At 68.9% G+C, this 16,986-nt stretch carries 17 protein-coding genes; 8 read left to right on the forward strand and 9 right to left on the reverse strand.

The window, feature by feature from the left end; genetic code table 11:
• Positions 1-87: 87 nt before the first annotated feature.
• From AB0E07_RS14200 to trxA, 5 genes are all read left to right on the forward strand, one after another.
• Positions 88-1,788 carry a protein kinase family protein gene (locus tag AB0E07_RS14200; protein WP_362250207.1) on the forward strand — a complete coding sequence of 567 codons (1,701 nt, stop codon included), beginning with the start codon at positions 88-90 and terminating at the stop codon, positions 1,786-1,788.
• Positions 1,789-1,959: 171 nt separating this feature from the next.
• A complete protein-coding gene (sigM, locus tag AB0E07_RS14205; RefSeq protein ID WP_362250210.1) occupies positions 1,960-2,697 on the forward strand; it encodes an RNA polymerase sigma factor SigM in 738 nt (245 codons plus the stop codon).
• Entirely contained in the window at positions 2,694-3,611 is a 918-nt protein-coding gene (locus tag AB0E07_RS14210; RefSeq protein ID WP_362250213.1) for a zf-HC2 domain-containing protein, read from the forward strand. The genes sigM and AB0E07_RS14210 overlap by 4 nt, the downstream gene beginning before the upstream one ends.
• 183 nt (positions 3,612-3,794) lie before the next feature.
• Positions 3,795-4,763: a thioredoxin-disulfide reductase gene (gene trxB / locus AB0E07_RS14215; RefSeq protein ID WP_362250216.1), complete on the forward strand. Its 969-nt coding sequence runs from the start codon at positions 3,795-3,797 to the stop codon at positions 4,761-4,763.
• Between the two features lie 42 nt (positions 4,764-4,805).
• Positions 4,806-5,138, forward strand: a complete 333-nt coding sequence (trxA, locus tag AB0E07_RS14220; RefSeq protein ID WP_351922602.1) for a thioredoxin — start codon at positions 4,806-4,808, stop codon at positions 5,136-5,138.
• Positions 5,139-5,205: 67 nt separating this feature from the next.
• Here trxA and AB0E07_RS14225 read toward each other — a convergent pair whose 3' ends face one another.
• The 9 genes from AB0E07_RS14225 to rpmH form a co-directional block, all read right to left on the reverse strand.
• Positions 5,206-5,823: a GNAT family N-acetyltransferase gene (locus AB0E07_RS14225; protein WP_362250219.1), complete on the reverse strand. Its 618-nt coding sequence runs from the start codon at positions 5,821-5,823 to the stop codon at positions 5,206-5,208.
• Between the two features lie 320 nt (positions 5,824-6,143).
• Entirely contained in the window at positions 6,144-7,235 is a 1,092-nt protein-coding gene (locus tag AB0E07_RS14230) for a ParB/RepB/Spo0J family partition protein (RefSeq protein ID WP_362250222.1), read from the reverse strand.
• The gene (locus tag AB0E07_RS14235) at positions 7,232-8,305 is read right to left on the reverse strand and encodes a ParA family protein (protein ID WP_362250224.1); all 1,074 of its coding nucleotides are present in this window, start codon (positions 8,303-8,305) and stop codon (positions 7,232-7,234) included. Before AB0E07_RS14235 ends, AB0E07_RS14230 begins: the two co-directional genes overlap by 4 nt.
• A 309-nt stretch (positions 8,306-8,614) precedes the next feature.
• Positions 8,615-9,331, reverse strand: a complete 717-nt coding sequence (gene rsmG, locus AB0E07_RS14240) for a 16S rRNA (guanine(527)-N(7))-methyltransferase RsmG (RefSeq protein ID WP_362250228.1) — start codon at positions 9,329-9,331, stop codon at positions 8,615-8,617.
• Positions 9,332-9,458: 127 nt separating this feature from the next.
• Positions 9,459-9,974 carry a R3H domain-containing nucleic acid-binding protein gene (locus tag AB0E07_RS14245; protein WP_362250231.1) on the reverse strand — a complete coding sequence of 172 codons (516 nt, stop codon included), beginning with the start codon at positions 9,972-9,974 and terminating at the stop codon, positions 9,459-9,461.
• Between the two features lie 15 nt (positions 9,975-9,989).
• Entirely contained in the window at positions 9,990-11,246 is a 1,257-nt protein-coding gene (gene yidC / locus AB0E07_RS14250; protein ID WP_362250234.1) for a membrane protein insertase YidC, read from the reverse strand.
• A gap of 3 nt (positions 11,247-11,249) precedes the next feature.
• On the reverse strand, positions 11,250-11,603 hold the full coding sequence (gene yidD, locus AB0E07_RS14255) for a membrane protein insertion efficiency factor YidD (RefSeq protein ID WP_351922608.1): 354 nt from the start codon (positions 11,601-11,603) through the stop codon (positions 11,250-11,252).
• Positions 11,600-11,971 carry a ribonuclease P protein component gene (gene rnpA, locus AB0E07_RS14260; protein ID WP_362250238.1) on the reverse strand — a complete coding sequence of 124 codons (372 nt, stop codon included), beginning with the start codon at positions 11,969-11,971 and terminating at the stop codon, positions 11,600-11,602. Before rnpA ends, yidD begins: the two co-directional genes overlap by 4 nt.
• A gap of 21 nt (positions 11,972-11,992) precedes the next feature.
• On the reverse strand, positions 11,993-12,130 hold the full coding sequence (rpmH, locus tag AB0E07_RS14265; protein ID WP_007265229.1) for a 50S ribosomal protein L34: 138 nt from the start codon (positions 12,128-12,130) through the stop codon (positions 11,993-11,995).
• Between the two features lie 386 nt (positions 12,131-12,516).
• Here rpmH and dnaA point away from each other — a divergent pair, with 386 nt between their 5' ends.
• The 3 genes from dnaA to AB0E07_RS14280 all read left to right on the forward strand — a co-directional run.
• Positions 12,517-14,514, forward strand: a complete 1,998-nt coding sequence (gene dnaA, locus AB0E07_RS14270) for a chromosomal replication initiator protein DnaA (RefSeq protein WP_362250240.1) — start codon at positions 12,517-12,519, stop codon at positions 14,512-14,514.
• An 860-nt stretch (positions 14,515-15,374) separates the two neighbouring features.
• Complete coding sequence (gene dnaN, locus AB0E07_RS14275) at positions 15,375-16,505, forward strand: DNA polymerase III subunit beta (RefSeq protein ID WP_362250243.1); 1,131 nt, start codon at positions 15,375-15,377, stop codon at positions 16,503-16,505.
• 158 nt (positions 16,506-16,663) lie between these two features.
• Positions 16,664-16,986 (forward strand): NAD(P)-binding domain-containing protein (locus AB0E07_RS14280; protein WP_362250247.1); only part of this gene is annotated, 323 nt, incomplete at its 3' end.

Below are 16,986 nucleotides of genomic sequence, written 5' to 3' on the forward strand. Positions count from 1 at the left end.
CACCGTGTGTCGTGCATAGCGGCGGACTGTGGGCACAATTGGTTTCGGCGTCTCAAGCGCGCAACGTAAGGGGAGGCAGGAGCGACGGTGGCAGAACGGAGCACGGCTGCCGTTGACGTGGAGGGCAACAGCGGCGACGAGTCGCTGACCGCTCAGGCGGACCAGTCCACGGCCGACGGGGTGGCCCAGAATCGGGAGCGGGACACGGACACCGACGAGGCACAGGGGAGTGGCGGGACCGAGCGTCCCGAGAAGGCCTCACCACCCGAACTGCACAGCGGGCACAAGCTGGCCAGACGCTACCGCCTGGAGGAGTGCGTCACCCGTCTGGACGGATTCAGCAGCTGGCGTGCGGTGGACGAGAAGCTCCGGCGCGCCGTGGGCGTCCACCTCCTGCCCGCCGACCACACCCGCGCCCGCTCCGTACTGGCCGCGGCCCGGTCCTCCGCGCTGCTCGGCGACCCCCGGTTCGTCCAGGTGCTGGACGCGGTCGAGGAGAACGACCTCGTCTACGTCGTCCACGAGTGGCTCCCTGACGCCACCGAGCTGACCACGCTGCTGTCGGCCGGCCCGCTGGAGCCCTACGACTGCTACCAGATGGTCTCCCAGGTGGCCGCCGCGATGGCCGCCGCGCACCGGGAGGGCCTCGCGCATCTGCGGCTCAACCCCAACGCGGTGCTGCGCACCTCCACCGGCCAGTGGCGCATCCGCGGTCTCGCGGTCAACGCAGCCCTGCGCGGCGTCAGTTCCGAAACCCCCCAGCGCACCGACACCGAGGCCATCGGCGCCCTCCTGTACGCGACGCTGACCCAGCGCTGGCCGTACGAGAACGACGCCTACGGTCTGACCGGACTGCCCAAGGACGTCGGTCTGGTCGCCCCCGACCAGGTCCGCGCCGGCGTCCACCGCGGTCTGTCCGAGCTGTCCATGCGCGCGCTCGCCAACGACGGTGCGACCGCCTCCCGCCACGAGTCGGCGTGCACGACGCCGGAGGAACTGGTCAAGGCGATCAGCGAGATGCCCCGCATCCGCCCGCCGGAGCCCGCCTTCACCACCCCGCCCGACTACCAGCGCACGACGTACCAGCAGGGCACCTACGGCCGCCAGGCACCGCATCCGGGTGCCACCCAGCCGGTGCCTGCCCCGCCGCTCCCGCTCCAGAGCCGCACCGGCAAGGCCTTGAAGTGGGCCGTGTCGGCCCTCCTGATCGCCGCCCTGGGTCTGGGCAGCTGGCAGTTGGCCGACGCTCTCATGGACCGCAGCGGCAAGTCCGAGGACACCAACCAGACCCAGACGACGGACGGCGACGACAAGAGCCCGAAGAAGCCGACCGCGGGCAAGCCGATCGCGATCCAGGACGCGCACGACTTCGACCCGTTCGGCAGCGACGGCTCCGAGTACCCGAACGACGTGGGCAAGGTCTACGACAGCGACGCGAGTTCGTACTGGCAGACCAGTTACTACGAAGGCGCCAGGTTCGGCAACCTGAAGTCGGGCGTGGGCGTCATCCTCGACCTCGGCAAGGCTCAGCAGGTCGGCAAGGTCACCGTCACCTTCCAGGGGAGCACGTCGGTCGAACTGCGGGCCGCGTCCGGCGACGCCGGTGCGATGCCGACGTCCCTGGACGGCTACTCCAAGGTCGCCGAGGGATCGGGGACGACCGTGACGCTCAAGCCGGGTAAGACCCTCACCACCCGCTACGTGCTGGTGTGGCTCACCGAGTTGCCCATACAGGCCGACGACGGGAAGTGGCGCGGCAGGGTCACGGACGTCAAGGTGACCAGCTGACCTCGCAGGACAGTGCCGGCCTGCGGTCCCTCAGGACATCGGGCCGGCCTTTTCGTCGGAGTCCCCGCAGCCGCCTCGGTCGGACCGGCCATGTGGCATTCTGTCGCTCAGCCTTACGAGTTGGGTTGACAGCATCGCGAGTTGCCTCCCCTAGGGAGTCGGGGGATCAGAGTGGATAGCGGATCGAGCCGAGCCGATCTCTCGGACGCCGATCTCCTGGCGCGCCATGTCGAGGGCGACAAGGACGCCTTCGCCGAGCTCGTGCGCCGTCATCGTGACCGTCTCTGGGCCGTTGCGCTGCGCACGCTGGGGGACCGTGAGGAAGCCGCTGACGCCGTTCAGGACGCGCTCGTCTCCGCCTACCGGGCCGCGCACACCTTCCGCGGCCAGTCCGCCGTCACGACCTGGCTGCATCGGATCACCGTGAACGCCTGTCTCGACCGGGCCCGCAAGGCCGCCTCCCGCAAGACCTCCCCCGTCGACGACACCGAGCGGCTGGAGCAACTCCTGGAGCCGCACGAGTCGGCCGCGGCGCCCGCGGAACGCAATGATCTGCACCGGCAGCTACTGGAGGCGCTGGGCACGCTTCCGCCCGACCAGCGGGCCGCCCTGGTCCTCGTCGACATGCAGGGCTATCCCGTCGCCGAGGCCGCCCGCATCCTCGATGTCCCCACCGGGACGGTGAAGAGCCGGTGCGCCCGGGGTCGCGCCAGACTGCTGCCGCTCCTCACCCATCTGCGGCCGGAAACCGCCGCGGGTACCGGCGGGCCGGGCGGGGGACGGAACCGTCGGGCGGGGACATCCGTCCCACCGGCAGCGGGACCACAGGGCACCGGCCCCGGCGGCGGCCCGGGTGACACCGGGCCGAATGATTCAACGGCTGTGAAGGGCGGAGGTGGGCGAGCGTGACGTCGACGACAGACACGACCGGGCACCCGGACGTCACCGAGCTCTCCGACCTCACCGAGGGGCTCCTGCCCGCGTCCCGGAGCGCGGACGTACGGCGGCACCTCGACACGTGCGAGCCCTGTGCGGACGTGCACGCCTCGCTGGAAGAGATCCAGGGGTTGCTGGGTTCCCTTCCGGAGCCGATGGCGATGCCGGACGACGTCGCGGAGCGCATCGACGCCGCCCTTGCCGCGGAGGCAGTACGGGACGGCGCGGCAGCCGACGAATCTTCCATCCCGACCGTCGGGATCGACAAGCGCCCAAGCACCCTCGACGACACCGGTGTTTCACGTGAAACATCGGTACCGGCCGACCGGCCCGCAGGCCACGCCCGCACCGCGACCACCGGCCCCGGGCGCAAGGGACACCGACGCGGCGGGCGCCGGCGGATCGCCGTCCTCGGCACCGTCTTCACGGTGGCGGCGCTGGGGCTCGGCTCGGTGCTGCTCACTTCGCTCAACGACTCCAACGGTGGCTCCGAGAGCGACGGCGGCCAGTCGACGGCAGCGGACACCTTCGCCGCGAGCACCCTGGAGAACCAGGTCTCCGATCTTCTCGCCAAGACGGCGAGCGGGGGACGCACCCCACGCAGCAGCGTCGGCGCGGACTCCCTGCCCAGCACCTCCAAGGAGCCCCAGGTTCTCAAGACGCCCACGGTGCCCGGCTGTGTCAAGGACGGCATCGGCCGCAACGACACCGTCCTCGCCACCGAGGCAGGCATCTATCAGGGCACCGAAGCCCTCCTGGTCGTCCTGCCCGCCGCGGACGACAGCACCAGGGTCACCGCCTATGTCGTCTCCACCGCCTGCGTGAGCGACCCCTCCGTGGGCAAGGGCGAAGTCCTGCTGACGCACACCTATACGCGCACCTCCTGACCGGCCGCTCGCCCCGCGGACGCTTCGTCTCCGTCCCCCGTGGTATGCGCTACGGTGACGCCCCCTCCGTGTGCCCGGGCACAGCGGGAATGCACGCCCCTTAGGATCCGTTGGGTGGGGTGAGAGTTCTGAAAGGGGCTCCCGCCGGACCTATGACGCAGTCCAGAGACGAGGAATCAAGCCGTGAGCGACGTCCGTAACGTGATCATCATCGGCTCCGGGCCCGCCGGCTACACGGCGGCGCTCTACACCGCGCGCGCGTCGCTGAAGCCGCTGGTGTTCGAGGGCGCCGTCACCGCCGGTGGCGCGCTGATGAACACCACCGAGGTCGAGAACTTCCCCGGCTTCCAGGACGGCATCATGGGCCCCGAGCTCATGGACAACATGCGCGCCCAGGCCGAGCGTTTCGGCGCCGAGCTGATCCCGGACGACATCGTCTCCGTCGACCTCTCGGGTGAGATCAAGACCGTCACCGACACCGCCGGCACGGTGCACCGGGCCAAGGCCGTCATCGTCACCACCGGCTCCCAGCACCGCAAGCTCGGCCTGCCCAACGAGGACGCCCTCTCCGGCCGGGGTGTCTCCTGGTGCGCCACCTGCGACGGGTTCTTCTTCAAGGACCAGGACATCGCAGTGATCGGCGGCGGCGACACCGCGATGGAGGAGGCGACCTTCCTCTCGCGCTTCGCCAAGTCCGTGACGATCGTCCACCGCCGGGACTCCCTGCGCGCCTCCAAGGCCATGCAGGACCGCGCCTTCGCCGACCCGAAGATCAAGTTCGTCTGGGACAGCGAGGTCGCCGAGGTCCAGGGCGACCAGAAGCTCGCGGCGCTGAAGCTGCGCAACGTCAAGACGGGCGAGCTCTCCGACCTGCCGGTGACGGGTCTGTTCATCGCGATCGGCCACGACCCCCGTACCGAGCTCTTCAAGGGCCAGCTGGACCTGGACGCGGAGGGCTACCTCAAGGTCGACGCGCCCTCCACCCGTACGAACGTCACCGGTGTCTTCGCCGCCGGCGACGTGGTCGACCACACCTACCGCCAGGCGATCACCGCGGCCGGTACCGGCTGCTCGGCCGCCCTCGACGCCGAGCGCTTCCTCGCCGCCCTCGCGGACGAGGAGAACGCCGAGCCCGCGGCGTCGACCGTCTGACCCCTCACCCGCCCCACGCACCAACCAGTTAAGGAGCCCGCCGTGGCCGGCACTCTGAAGAACGTGACCGACGACTCCTTCGAGCAGGACGTCATCAAGAACGACAAGCCCGTTCTGGTGGACTTCTGGGCCGCCTGGTGCGGTCCCTGCCGCCAGATCGCGCCGTCCCTCGAAGCCATTGCCGCCGAGTACGGCGACAAGATCGAGATCGTCAAGCTGAACATCGACGAGAACCCGGGTACGGCCGCCAAGTACGGCGTCATGTCCATCCCGACGCTGAACGTCTACCAGAACGGCGAGGTCGCCAAGACCATCGTCGGCGCCAAGCCGAAGGCCGCGATCCTTCGCGACCTTGAGGACTTCATCGCCGAGTAGGCGTTGTTTCACGTGAAACACGAATGGGCCGCCCCGAGGGGCGGCCCATTCGTTTGCCCGCACGGCCTCACAGCGGGCGGAGCACCGGCTCCTTCTGTACGGCCCCCAGCAGCCGGTCCAGGGCCATCTCCACGTCTTCCTTCCAGGAGAGCGTGGTACGCAGCTCCAGCCGCAGTCTCGGGTGCGCGGGATGGGGGCGTACCGTCTTGAAGCCCACGGCCAGCAGGTGGTCGGCGGGGAGCAGACAGGCGGGCTCCTTCCAGCGTGCGTCCCCGAAGGCCTCGATGGCCTTGAAGCCCCGCCGGAGCAGATCCTTGGCCACCGTCTGGACCATCACCCGCCCCAGCCCCTGTCCCTGATAGCCGGGCATGATGAACGAGGTCATCAACTGCACGGCGTCCGGCGCCACAGGACTCGTGGGGAACGCGGCAGAACGCGGCACATAGGCGGGAGGCGCGTAGAGGACGAAGCCCACCGGGATGTCGTCCACGTAGACGACCCGGCCGCAGGAACCCCAGTCCAGCAGGACGGCGGAGATCCAGCCCTCCTTCTCCATGGCCGGAGTGCCGGCGGCTACCGCGGCTTCGCCGCTGACGGGATCCAGTTCCCAGAAGACACACGTGCGGCAACGCCGGGGAAGGTCCTGAAGGTTGTCCAGCGTGAGCGGTACGAGCCGACGCCCCATGAAGGCTGATCCTCGCTTCCCACGCCCGCAGCGTCACGGGCGGCTGTCAGGGCGCTCCGTTCCCTGAGCAGGCTGCCGACGAATCCGCCGACCGCGCCCAGGCCGAGGCCCGCGCTCACCAGTCCGGTCCGGCTCACCGTTCGCATGGCCCCCGCCTCCCCTAAGAGGTGCCGCCAGGTGGATGCGCCATACCCGTGGGCATCGTATCCACGATGCCCACACCTCGATACCGCCGGAAAGCAAAGGGCGGGCCGTGTTCCGGTACTCCCGGACACGGCCCGCCCTGCGACGGCCGGCTCAGTTCGGCTCGGGTGCCGAGGTCAGTCCTCGGACTCCTCCGCATCGTCGTCCATGAGGCTCTTCTGCAGGGCGAGCCGCTCGCCCGGTGCCAGCGTGTTGAGGATGCGCTCAAGGTCGTCCGGCGAGGCGAACTCGACGGTGATCTTGCCCTTCTTCTGGCCGAGCTCGACCTTCACCCGGGTCTCGAAGCGGTCCGAGAGCCGCGTCGCGAGGTCGGTCAGCGCCGGGGAGACACGGGCACCCGCACGCGGGCCCTTGCTCCTCGGAGCCTTCTGGGCGCGCGAGCCCATCAAGGTCACGATCTCTTCGACGGACCGGACGGACAGCCCCTCGGCGACGACTCGGTACGCGAGCCGCTCCTGCTCCTCCGGGTCCTCCACCGAGAGCAGCGCTCGCGCGTGCCCGGCGGAGAGCACTCCGGCCGCCACCCTGTTCTGCACCTTCGGCGACAGCTTCAGCAGGCGCAGCGTGTTGGAGACCTGCGGACGGGACCGGCCGATGCGGTCCGCCAGCTGGTCGTGGGTGCAGTTGAAGTCCTTCAGCAGCTGGTCGTAGGCGGCTGCCTCTTCCAGCGGGTTCAGCTGGGCGCGGTGCAGGTTCTCCAGCAACGCGTCCAGAAGGAGCTTCTCGTCGTCCGTGGCCCGCACGATCGCGGGAATCGCCTCCAGGCCCGCCTCACGGCACGCCCGCCAGCGCCGCTCACCCATGATGAGCTCGTAGCGGCCCGGCCCGAGCTGTCGCACGACGACCGGCTGAAGCAGACCCACCTCCTGGATGGAGGTGATGAGTTCCTGCAGCGCGTCCTCGTCGAAGACCTCACGCGGCTGGCGCGGGTTCGGGGTGATCGAGTCGAGGGGCAGCTCGGCGAAGTGGGCGCCCAGGGGAGGCGCGGGCATGTCCGCCGCGCCGTTCACCGACGGCTCCTCCGCCTCCTGCGCGATCGGCGGCAGCGCGGCCACCTTCGCCGCGGCCACGCCTCGGTCGGTCGTGAGCACCGGGACGGCGGCGGGCGAGGCGGGAGCACCCGTCGCCGGAGCCGCCGTACTCTCCGCCGGCCCAGGGATCAGCGCGCCCAGGCCACGGCCCAGGCCAATCCTCCGTCGGTCGCTCACTGGACACCCTCCACCATGCTCGGGTCGTTCTGGGCGCCGACGTGGGCGTGCGTCGCGTCGTAGCGGACGCCGACACCCCTCAGCGCGATTTCTCGTGCCGCCTCAAGATAGGACAGCGCACCACTGGATCCGGGATCGTACGTCAGCACTGTCTGTCCATAGCTCGGCGCCTCGGAGATACGGACCGAGCGGGGAATGCTCGTGCGCAGCACCTCCTCGCCGAAGTGGCTGCGCACCTCGTCCGCGACCTGGGACGCTAGGCGGGTACGGCCGTCGTACATGGTGAGCAGGATCGTCGAGACATGGAGGTTGGGGTTGAGGTGGCCCCGGACCAGGTCGACGTTGCGCAGCAGCTGCCCCAGACCCTCCAGTGCGTAGTACTCGCACTGGATGGGGATCAGGACCTCCTGACCGGCCACCAGCGCGTTGACCGTCAGCAGGCCGAGCGAGGGCGGGCAGTCGATGAGGATGTAGTCCAGGGGCTGCTCGTAGGCCTGGATGGCCCGCTGCAACCGGCTCTCCCGCGCCACCAGGGAGACCAGCTCGATCTCCGCACCGGCGAGGTCGATCGTGGCGGGGGCACAGAAGAGGCCCTCCACATCGGGGACCGGCTGGACGACTTCAGCGAGCGGCCGGCTCTCGACCAGCACGTCGTAGATCGAGGGAACTTCCGCGTGATGGTCGATCCCCAGCGCGGTGGACGCGTTGCCCTGCGGGTCGAGGTCGATCACCAGGACACGGGCACCGTGCAGAGCCAGTGACGCGGCAAGGTTGACGGTCGTCGTCGTCTTGCCCACGCCACCCTTCTGGTTGGCGACCACGATGAACCGGGTCTGCTCGGGCCGTGGAAGACCCTCACCGGCACGGCCGAGAGCCTCCACCGCCAGTTGGGCAGCGCGACCGATGGGAGTGTCGTCCATCGGGGGCGGTGTTTCACGTGAAACATCCTCCCCCATCGACTCGGTACGGGGACCGGGGACCGGATCGGTCATCGGTCCCGCGATGTTGGCGTCGGACCGCAAGGATTCACTCTCCTCGACTTCAGGCTCGCAATGAACAGAGCCTCCCATGCCTTCGGGGTCGTGAACCAGTGAGCCCTGGTGTTCTGTGGAGAAATCCACCTCTGTGGACAACTCCGTGCCCTCCACGAGGGACGCAGAGTTATCACGAGAAGGCCTTGCTTCAGAGGATCCCAAGGATCCCAACGGCTTGCGGTCGCGCGGTTCGGCCGCGGCCCGGCCCCGGCTGATGATGCCGTGCAGCAGTGAGCGACGTTTCACGTGAAACACGATGCACAGCAGCCGAGGCCGAACCACCGCCGACACTCCGTCATGGCCGGGTTTGGCAGCTTGTGTGGAGTACGCCCGACCCGAGGCAGCTCAGCGCCGCCGGCGCGTCCGCCCCGTCCGGGCCGCCTTCGCGCGCTTCGCCGCGAAGCGCACACCGCCCGGGCTCTCCCCCACCTCGACCCGCACCACCGTCGACAGCGGATCCACCACGCCGTCACCGACATGGAGGACAGAGGTCCCCACCGCGCCGAGCTTGCTCAGAGCGGTGGCGGCGCTCTTCAGCTCCTCCTCGGCGGTGTCCCCCTTGAGCGCGAGCATCTCCCCGTAGGGACGCAGCAGCGGGATACCCCAGGTCGCCAGACGGTCCAGGGGCGCCACCGCGCGGGCCGTCACCACATGCACCGGCTGGAGTGTGCCCATGACCTCCTCGGCACGCCCCCGCACGACGGTCACATGATCCAGACCCAGCAGCTCGACGACCTCGGTGAGGAAGTTCGTCCGCCGCAGCAGCGGCTCCAGCAACGTGATCTTCAGGTCCTCGCGGACCAGAGCCAGCGGGATGCCCGGCAGCCCCGCGCCGGAACCCACGTCGCACACCGTCACCCCCTCCGGCACGACCTCTGCGAGCACGGCGCAGTTCAGCAGATGCCGCTCCCACAGCCGCGGCACCTCACGCGGCCCGATCAGACCGCGCTGCACACCCGCCTCCGCGAGCAGCTCCGCGTACCGGACCGCATCCGGGAAGCGATCACCGAACACCTCACGCGCCTGTTCGGGAGCGGGGGGAAGCTCCGCTGCCTCCGTCACGGGGGACCGTCCTTCCGTACCGCGTCAACGCCACCCGGGCGCCGACGTCAGAACCACCAGAACTATCAGGCTGACAAAGTTCGGCCCCGCCTGCCGGGCAGACGGGGCCGGAGGAACGTACGTACCGTCAGGCAGGCAGCACGACGACGAAGCGCTGCGGCTCCTCGCCCTCGGACTCACTGCGCAGACCCGCGGCCTTGACCGCGTCGTGCACGACCTTGCGCTCGAAGGGCGTCATCGGCTTGAGCTTCACCGGCTCACCGGTGTTCCGGACATCGGCCGCGGCCTTGGCACCCAGCTCCGAGAGCTCGGCACGCTTCTGCGCGCGGTAACCGGCGATGTCCAGCATCAGCCGGCTGCGGTCGCCGGTCTCCCGGTGCACGGCCAGGCGCGTGAGCTCCTGGAGCGCCTCCAGCACCTCACCGTCACGGCCGACCAGCTTCTGCAGGTCGCGGCCGCCGGAGTCGCTGATGATCGACACAGCGGCGCGGTCGGCCTCGACGTCCATGTCGATGTCGCCGTCGAGATCGGCGATGTCGAGCAGACCCTCCAGGTAGTCCGCCGCGATCTCGCCCTCCTGCTCCAGGCGGGTCAGGGTGTCTGCACCCTCGGCAGCGGCGGAGGTGGTGGTGCCTTCCGTCACGGGATGGACTCCTTCTTACTTCTTGGACGGGGACTTGGGCCGCTGCGGACCCTTGCGCTGTCCGGACTGGGCCTTGCTGCGGGTACCGGAAGCGGGCTTCTTGGCAGCGGTGGGCTTGGCGTCCTCCGGAGCGTCGGACTTCGTCAGCGACGTCTTGGGCTCGGACTCGCCCGCCGCCTTCGGAGTGGCGGTCTGACGCTGCGACTTGCTCTGCCGCTTGGGCTGCTGCCGCTTGGGCGTCGCCACGGGCGTCCCGTCCTCGGTCGCGACGGCCAGGGGCGTTTCGCTCTTCACCACGGTGCCGTCGGTCTGCGCGGCAAGACCCGCCTTGCTCAGGCCGTTGATGAACTTGCGCTCGTACTCGTTGCGGTCGCGGCCCTTGGCGACGATCGCCTTGACGACGTTGCGCTCACCGCGCCGGCGAACCTTGCCGTGGTGCGTGACGTGCTTGGTCAGGCGCTCCAGGTAGGCGGACTGAGCCTTGGAACCCGGCGTCGGGTTGTTGCGGATGACGTACATCTGCTGACCCATGGTCCACACGTTGGTGGTCAGCCAGTAGACGAGGACACCGACCGGGAAGTTGATGCCGAAGACGGCGAACATGACCGGGAAGATGTACATCAGCATCTTCTGCTGCTGCATGAACGGCGTCTTCACCGTGGTGTCGACGTTCTTCGTCATCAGCTGGCGCTGTGTGTAGAACTGCGACGCCGACATCAGGACGATCATGACCGCGGTGACGATGCGGACCGTGGTCAGCGACGCGTCCAGCGCCTGGACGTCCGCCGCGCTGTCGGTGAACTTGGCCGCCAGCGGTGCACCGAAGATGTGAGCCTTCTGCGCGCTGTCGAGCAGGTTCTGGTTGATCGCGCCGATCGTCTCGTTGTTCGCGATGCTGTTGAGCACGTGGTACAGCGCGAAGAAGAACGGCGACTGCGCCAGGATGGGAAGGCACGAGGAGAGCGGGTTGGTACCCGTCTCCTTGTACAGCTTCATCATCTCTTCGGACTGGCGCTGCTTGTCGTTCTTGTAGCGCTCCTGGATCTTCTTCATCTCGGGCTGCAGCGTCTGCATGGCCCGGGTCGCCTTGATCTGCTTCACGAAGAGCGGGATCAGGCAGATACGAATCAGGATCACCAGGGACACGATGGACAGGCCCCAGGCCCACCCGGTGTCATCGCCGAAGATGGCGCCGTACACCTTGTGGAACTGGACGATGACCCAGGAAACGGGTGTCGTGATGAAGCTGAAGAGGCTGGCAATCGTGTCCACTAATCATGCTCCTTGGGCATGGGACGGGGTCTCTGCGGCCGGGCTCGAAGGAACAGGGCCTTCGGTGGCCGTTTCGGCGGCGGAGGGCCCGCCCTTGCGTGCGCGCCATGCGCCCCGCAGCATCTCGTGCCATCGCGGACGCTTGCGCGGCGGAACATGGTCCACACCGCCCAGCGACCACGGATTGCAGCGCAGGATGCGCCAGGCCGTGAGCGCCGTGCCCTTGATCGCACCGTGCCGGTCAATGGCCGTGTAGCCGTAGTGGGAACACGACGGGTAGTACTTGCACACCGGCCCGAGCAACGGACTGATGGTCCACTGGTAGATCTTGATCAGAGCCAGCAGCGGGTACTTCATCGCGCGCCCCCTCCCAGCAGCCGCTGCAGAGCGGCGTCCAGGTCTCGGGCCAGCTGTGCATGGTCGGCGTCACCCGCACCGGGCAGCGCTCGTACGACTACCAGGCTACCGGGGGGAAAGACGTCGACCCGATCGCGCACCAGATGGCGAAGCCTGCGCTTCACCTTGTTGCGCACGACCGCACCGCCGACAGCCTTGCTGACAACGAAACCCGCACGCGTCGGGGGAGCGCTCTCCCCAGGCGCGTGCGGGTCCGTGGTGCCGCTACGAAGGTGGACGACGAGAGTCGGGCGTCCGGCCCGACGACCCCGTCGTACCGCGGTCGCGAAGTCCTCGCGCCGCCTCAGCCGATGCTCGGTAGGCAGCACGACGACACGACCTGATCAGAATCAGGCGGACAGCGCGGAGCGACCCTTGCTGCGGCGGTTCGCCAGAATCGCGCGGCCGGCACGGGTGCGCATCCGCAGGCGGAAGCCGTGGGTCTTCGCGCGACGACGGTTGTTCGGCTGGAAGGTGCGCTTGCTCACTCGGGGGCTCCAGAAATCAAATCGGTGTTGGCGGGTGCCGTCCTGGCTGTCACCGTGCGCCCACGAGTAGCTCGCGTTACGCCCGAGTGCACCGCTTCCCGATCACCGGTTCACCTCCGCGACAGCGGAGACGTGATCTTGTGCCCATCGGAGGCAGGCGGCAGCAGCCATCGACAACTCGACCTGGTTACGGTACGCGGGGCTACGCCATCCGGTCAAACCAGGGGCCACCGGGAGACACTATCCACAGCCTGGGGACAACAACTTGAACCGCACCCGTTGCCCTGACTACCGTGGCTGAACCCCGATTCGCCCGTCCCACCCGATTTGAATCCCGACCCGTCCCACCATCACACGTTCGTGGGACCCGTGAGAGAGCGTGCCCTGTGGCTGACGTACCTGCCGATCTTGCCGCAGTGTGGCCACGCGTACTCGAGCAGCTCCTCGGCGAGGGCCGCGGACAGGGTGTGGAGGCGAAGGACGAACACTGGATCCGCCGCTGCCAGCCCCTGGCACTCGTCGCGGACACCGCTCTGCTCGCCGTACCCAACGAATTCGCCAAGGGCGTCCTCGAAGGCCGCCTCGCCCCGATCGTCAGCGAGACCCTGAGCCGCGAATGCGGTCGCCCGATCCGCATCGCGATCACCGTCGACGACTCCGTCGGCGAACCCCCGGCCCCGCCGGCACCCCCCGCCCGCCCCCAGCAGCGCTACGAGGAGCCCGAGCTCCCCTCCGGCCAGTACGAGGGCTACGGCCGCCACCGCGGTGCCGACGGCGACGCCTACGGACCCCGCCCCGACCAGGGCCCCGGCGACCAGCTCCCCACGGCACGCCCCGCGTACCCCTCCGAGTACCAGCGCCCCGAGCCCGGCGCCTGGCCCCGCCCGCAGCAGGACGAGTACAGCTGGCAGCAGCAGCGCCTGGGCTTCCCCGAGCGCGACCCCTACGCGACACCGTCCCAGGACACCTACGGCCAGGACGCGTACGGCCCGCCGGCCCAGGACTACCGCCCGCAGCCGATGGACCGCTCCTCCTACGAGAGCCAGCGCCAGGACTACGACGGCAAGCACCCTGACTACAACGGCAAGCACCCTGACTACAACGGCAAGCGCCCGGAGTACGAGGCACCCCGCGGCGACTACGACCAGCCGCGCCCCGACTACGACACACCGCGCGGCGACTACGACCAAGGCCGCCCCGACTACGACCAGCGGGACGTCCGCCGCGACCTGCCCGAGTCCCAGAGCGGCCCCGGCCCCGCCCACCGCGGCGGCCCCGCCCTGCCCTCCTCCGGCGGCGCCCCCGGCCCGCTCGGCGCGAAGCCCGCACCGGCCGGCGGCCCCGGCGAACCGACCGCCCGCCTGAACCCCAAGTACCTCTTCGACACCTTCGTCATCGGCGCGTCGAACCGTTTCGCCCACGCCGCCGCCGTCGCCGTCGCCGAGGCACCCGCCAAGGCGTACAACCCCCTCTTCATCTACGGGGAGTCAGGGCTCGGCAAGACCCACCTGCTGCACGCGATCGGACACTACGCGCGGAGCCTCTACCCGGGCACCCGCGTGCGCTACGTGAGCTCCGAGGAGTTCACCAACGAGTTCATCAACTCCATCCGCGACGGCAAGGGCGACAGCTTCCGCAAGCGGTACCGCGAGATGGACATCCTGCTCGTCGACGACATCCAGTTCCTCGCGGACAAGGAGTCGACGCAGGAGGAGTTCTTCCACACCTTCAACACGCTCCACAACGCCAACAAGCAGATCGTGCTCTCCAGCGACCGGCCGCCCAAGCAGCTGGTCACCCTGGAGGACCGGCTGCGCAACCGCTTCGAGTGGGGTCTGATCACCGACGTCCAGCCGCCCGAGCTGGAGACCCGGATCGCGATCCTGCGCAAGAAGGCGGTGCAGGAGCAGCTCAACGCCCCGCCGGAAGTACTGGAGTTCATCGCCTCCCGGATCTCGCGCAACATCCGCGAGCTGGAGGGCGCCCTCATCCGGGTCACCGCCTTCGCCTCGCTCAACCGCCAGCCCGTGGACCTGGGCCTGACCGAGATCGTCCTGAAGGACCTGATGCCGGGCGGCGACGACTCGGCACCGGAGATCACCTCCACGGCCATCATGGGCGCCACCGCGGACTATTTCGGTCTCACCGTCGAGGACCTGTGCGGCACCTCCCGCGGCCGCGCCCTGGTGACCGCCCGCCAGATCGCCATGTACCTGTGCCGCGAACTGACGGACCTGTCCCTGCCGAAGATCGGCGCGCTCTTCGGCGGCCGCGACCACACCACGGTGATGCACGCGGACCGCAAGATCCGCAATCTGATGGCCGAGCGGCGCTCCATCTACAACCAGGTCACCGAGCTGACCAACCGCATCAAGGCCGGCTGACAGCCGCGTCGCGACGACACCGAGGGCGCCCTCCGGAGCAGTTCCGGGCGGCGCCCTTCGTCATGTCCGCGCCGTCCGATGTTCGATTACCTGCCGGGTTACGGCCGCTCTCCACAGATTCGCCGACTTTCTTCCGTCCACATCCTGGGGACTGCCGAGTTGTCCAGATACTGTCCACAGGCCGCGCCCCTGAAGGAACATCAGACCAGCTCAGCAGGTTGTGGATCGGTGGACAAAAGATCTCCACAGGCTGTGGACAACAAAATGATCCACAGGCTGTGCACGGAGTTGTCCACCGGCAACCCACAGGCTGAGGCGAGTTGTCCCCAGCGATGTCTGACTTCTCCACATCACTGTCCACTGTTCGGCAACCTGGCGCGCCCTCTCACTGGGCCGAGTGAAAGGCGTCACACCAAGCTGCCACAGTGGCCTGTGGGTAACACTGGCAAAGCTGGGGACGGTGTTGGGGAGAACTCCCCCCACCCTGTGCACGGAGTGTGCAGAACTTTCTGTTCTCCACAGATACGCCGAGTTGTCCACCGGTTCCGCCCACAGGCTCTGTGCACAAAATTTGGGGTCTGAGCTGGGCAAACGAGGTTTTCCACCGTTTCCACAGGCCCTACTACTACTCCCAACTAGAGAGAGCTGGGATTTCGTTTCGAAGGGGGTCCTGTGCACAACTCGCTGTCCGGCGCCCGGCTGCCCCTCGTCACGACTTGACCCCGAGAGGCACCTACTGTCAGTGCGGTGCGTCAGACTGTTCCCCGGCGTCCTTCCCCGCATCGGGGCCGACGACACCGAGACAGACGACGAAAGCCAGGCAGGCCGAGCAGCGCCGGCAACAGCAGGAGGCGGCAACAGTGAAGATCCGGGTGGAACGCGACGTACTCGCGGAGGCCGTGGCCTGGGCGGCGCGCAGCCTCCCGGCCCGCCCGCCGGCGCCTGTCCTCGCCGGCCTGCTGCTGAAGTCCGAGGACGGCCAGCTGAGCCTGTCGGGCTTCGACTACGAGGTCTCCGCGCGGGTGTCGGTGGACGCCGAGGTCGAGGAGGAGGGCACGGTCCTCGTCTCCGGCCGGCTGCTCGCCGACATCTGCCGCGCGCTGCCGAACCGTCCGGTGGAGATTTCCACAGACGGTGTACGGGCGACCGTGGTCTGCGGCTCCTCGCGATTCACACTCCACACCCTGCCTGTGGAGGAGTACCCGGCGCTGCCGCAGATGCCGTCGGCGACCGGCACCGTTCCGGGTGAGGTCTTCGCCTCCGCCGCCTCCCAGGTCGCCATCGCCGCCGGGCGCGACGACACGCTGCCGGTGCTGACCGGTGTGCGCATCGAGATCGAGGGCGACCGGGTCACGCTGGCCTCCACCGACCGCTACCGGTTCGCGGTCCGTGAGTTCCTGTGGAAGCCGGAGAACCCCGAGGCGTCCGCGGTGGCCCTGGTGCCCGCCAAGACGCTCCTGGACACCGCGAAGGCGCTCACCAGCGGCGACAGCGTGACGCTGGCGCTCTCCGGGTCCGGTGCGGGCGAGGGCCTGATCGGTTTCGAGGGCGCGGGTCGCCGTACGACGACCCGGCTGCTGGAGGGCGACCTCCCGAAGTACCGCACGCTGTTCCCGACCGAGTTCAACTCCGTCGCGGTGATCGAGACGGCGCCCTTCGTGGAGGCCGTGAAGCGTGTGGCGCTGGTGGCCGAGCGGAACACCCCGGTGCGGCTGAGCTTCGAGCAGGGCGTGCTGATCCTGGAGGCGGGGTCGAGCGACGACGCACAGGCTGTGGAGCGGGTGGACGCGCAGCTGGAGGGCGACGACATCTCGATCGCCTTCAACCCGACGTTCCTGCTGGACGGGCTGAGCGCGATCGACTCGCCGGTGGCGCAGCTGTCGTTCACGACGTCCACGAAGCCGGCGCTGCTCAGCGGCAAGCCCGCGCTGGACGCCGAGGCGGATGACGCTTACAAGTACCTGATCATGCCGGTGCGCCTGAGCGGCTGACCTGCGGGGATGAAGGTGCGGGCGGGTAGGTCGCCCGCACCGGCGGGGCCTGGGTCATATGAGCGGCTGTGCCCACAGTTGTGCGTGAGCGTCCGGGTTTAGGCTCGGACGTGGGTACGAAGGTGCCACTCACGCCACAGCAACCTAAGGAACAACTGATGGAGCTCGGTCTCGTCGGCCTCGGCAAGATGGGCGGCAACATGCGCGAGCGGATCCGCCGCGCCGGCCACACCGTCGTCGGATACGACCGCAACCCGGACCTCGCGGATGTCCACAGCCTGGAAGAACTTGTGGGCAAGCTGCAGGGTCCGCGGGTCGTGTGGGTCATGGTCCCGGCCGGGGCGGCCACGCAGTCGACCGTGGACGAGCTCGCCGAGCTCCTGGAGCCCGGTGATGTCGTCGTGGACGGCGGCAACTCCCGCTGGACGGACGACGAGAAGCACGCCGAGGAGCTGGCGGCCAAGGGCATCGGCTTCGTGGA

It is taken from the genome of Streptomyces sp. NPDC048002 (assembly GCF_040653275.1).
Classification (GTDB): Bacteria; Actinomycetota; Actinomycetes; order Streptomycetales; family Streptomycetaceae; genus Streptomyces.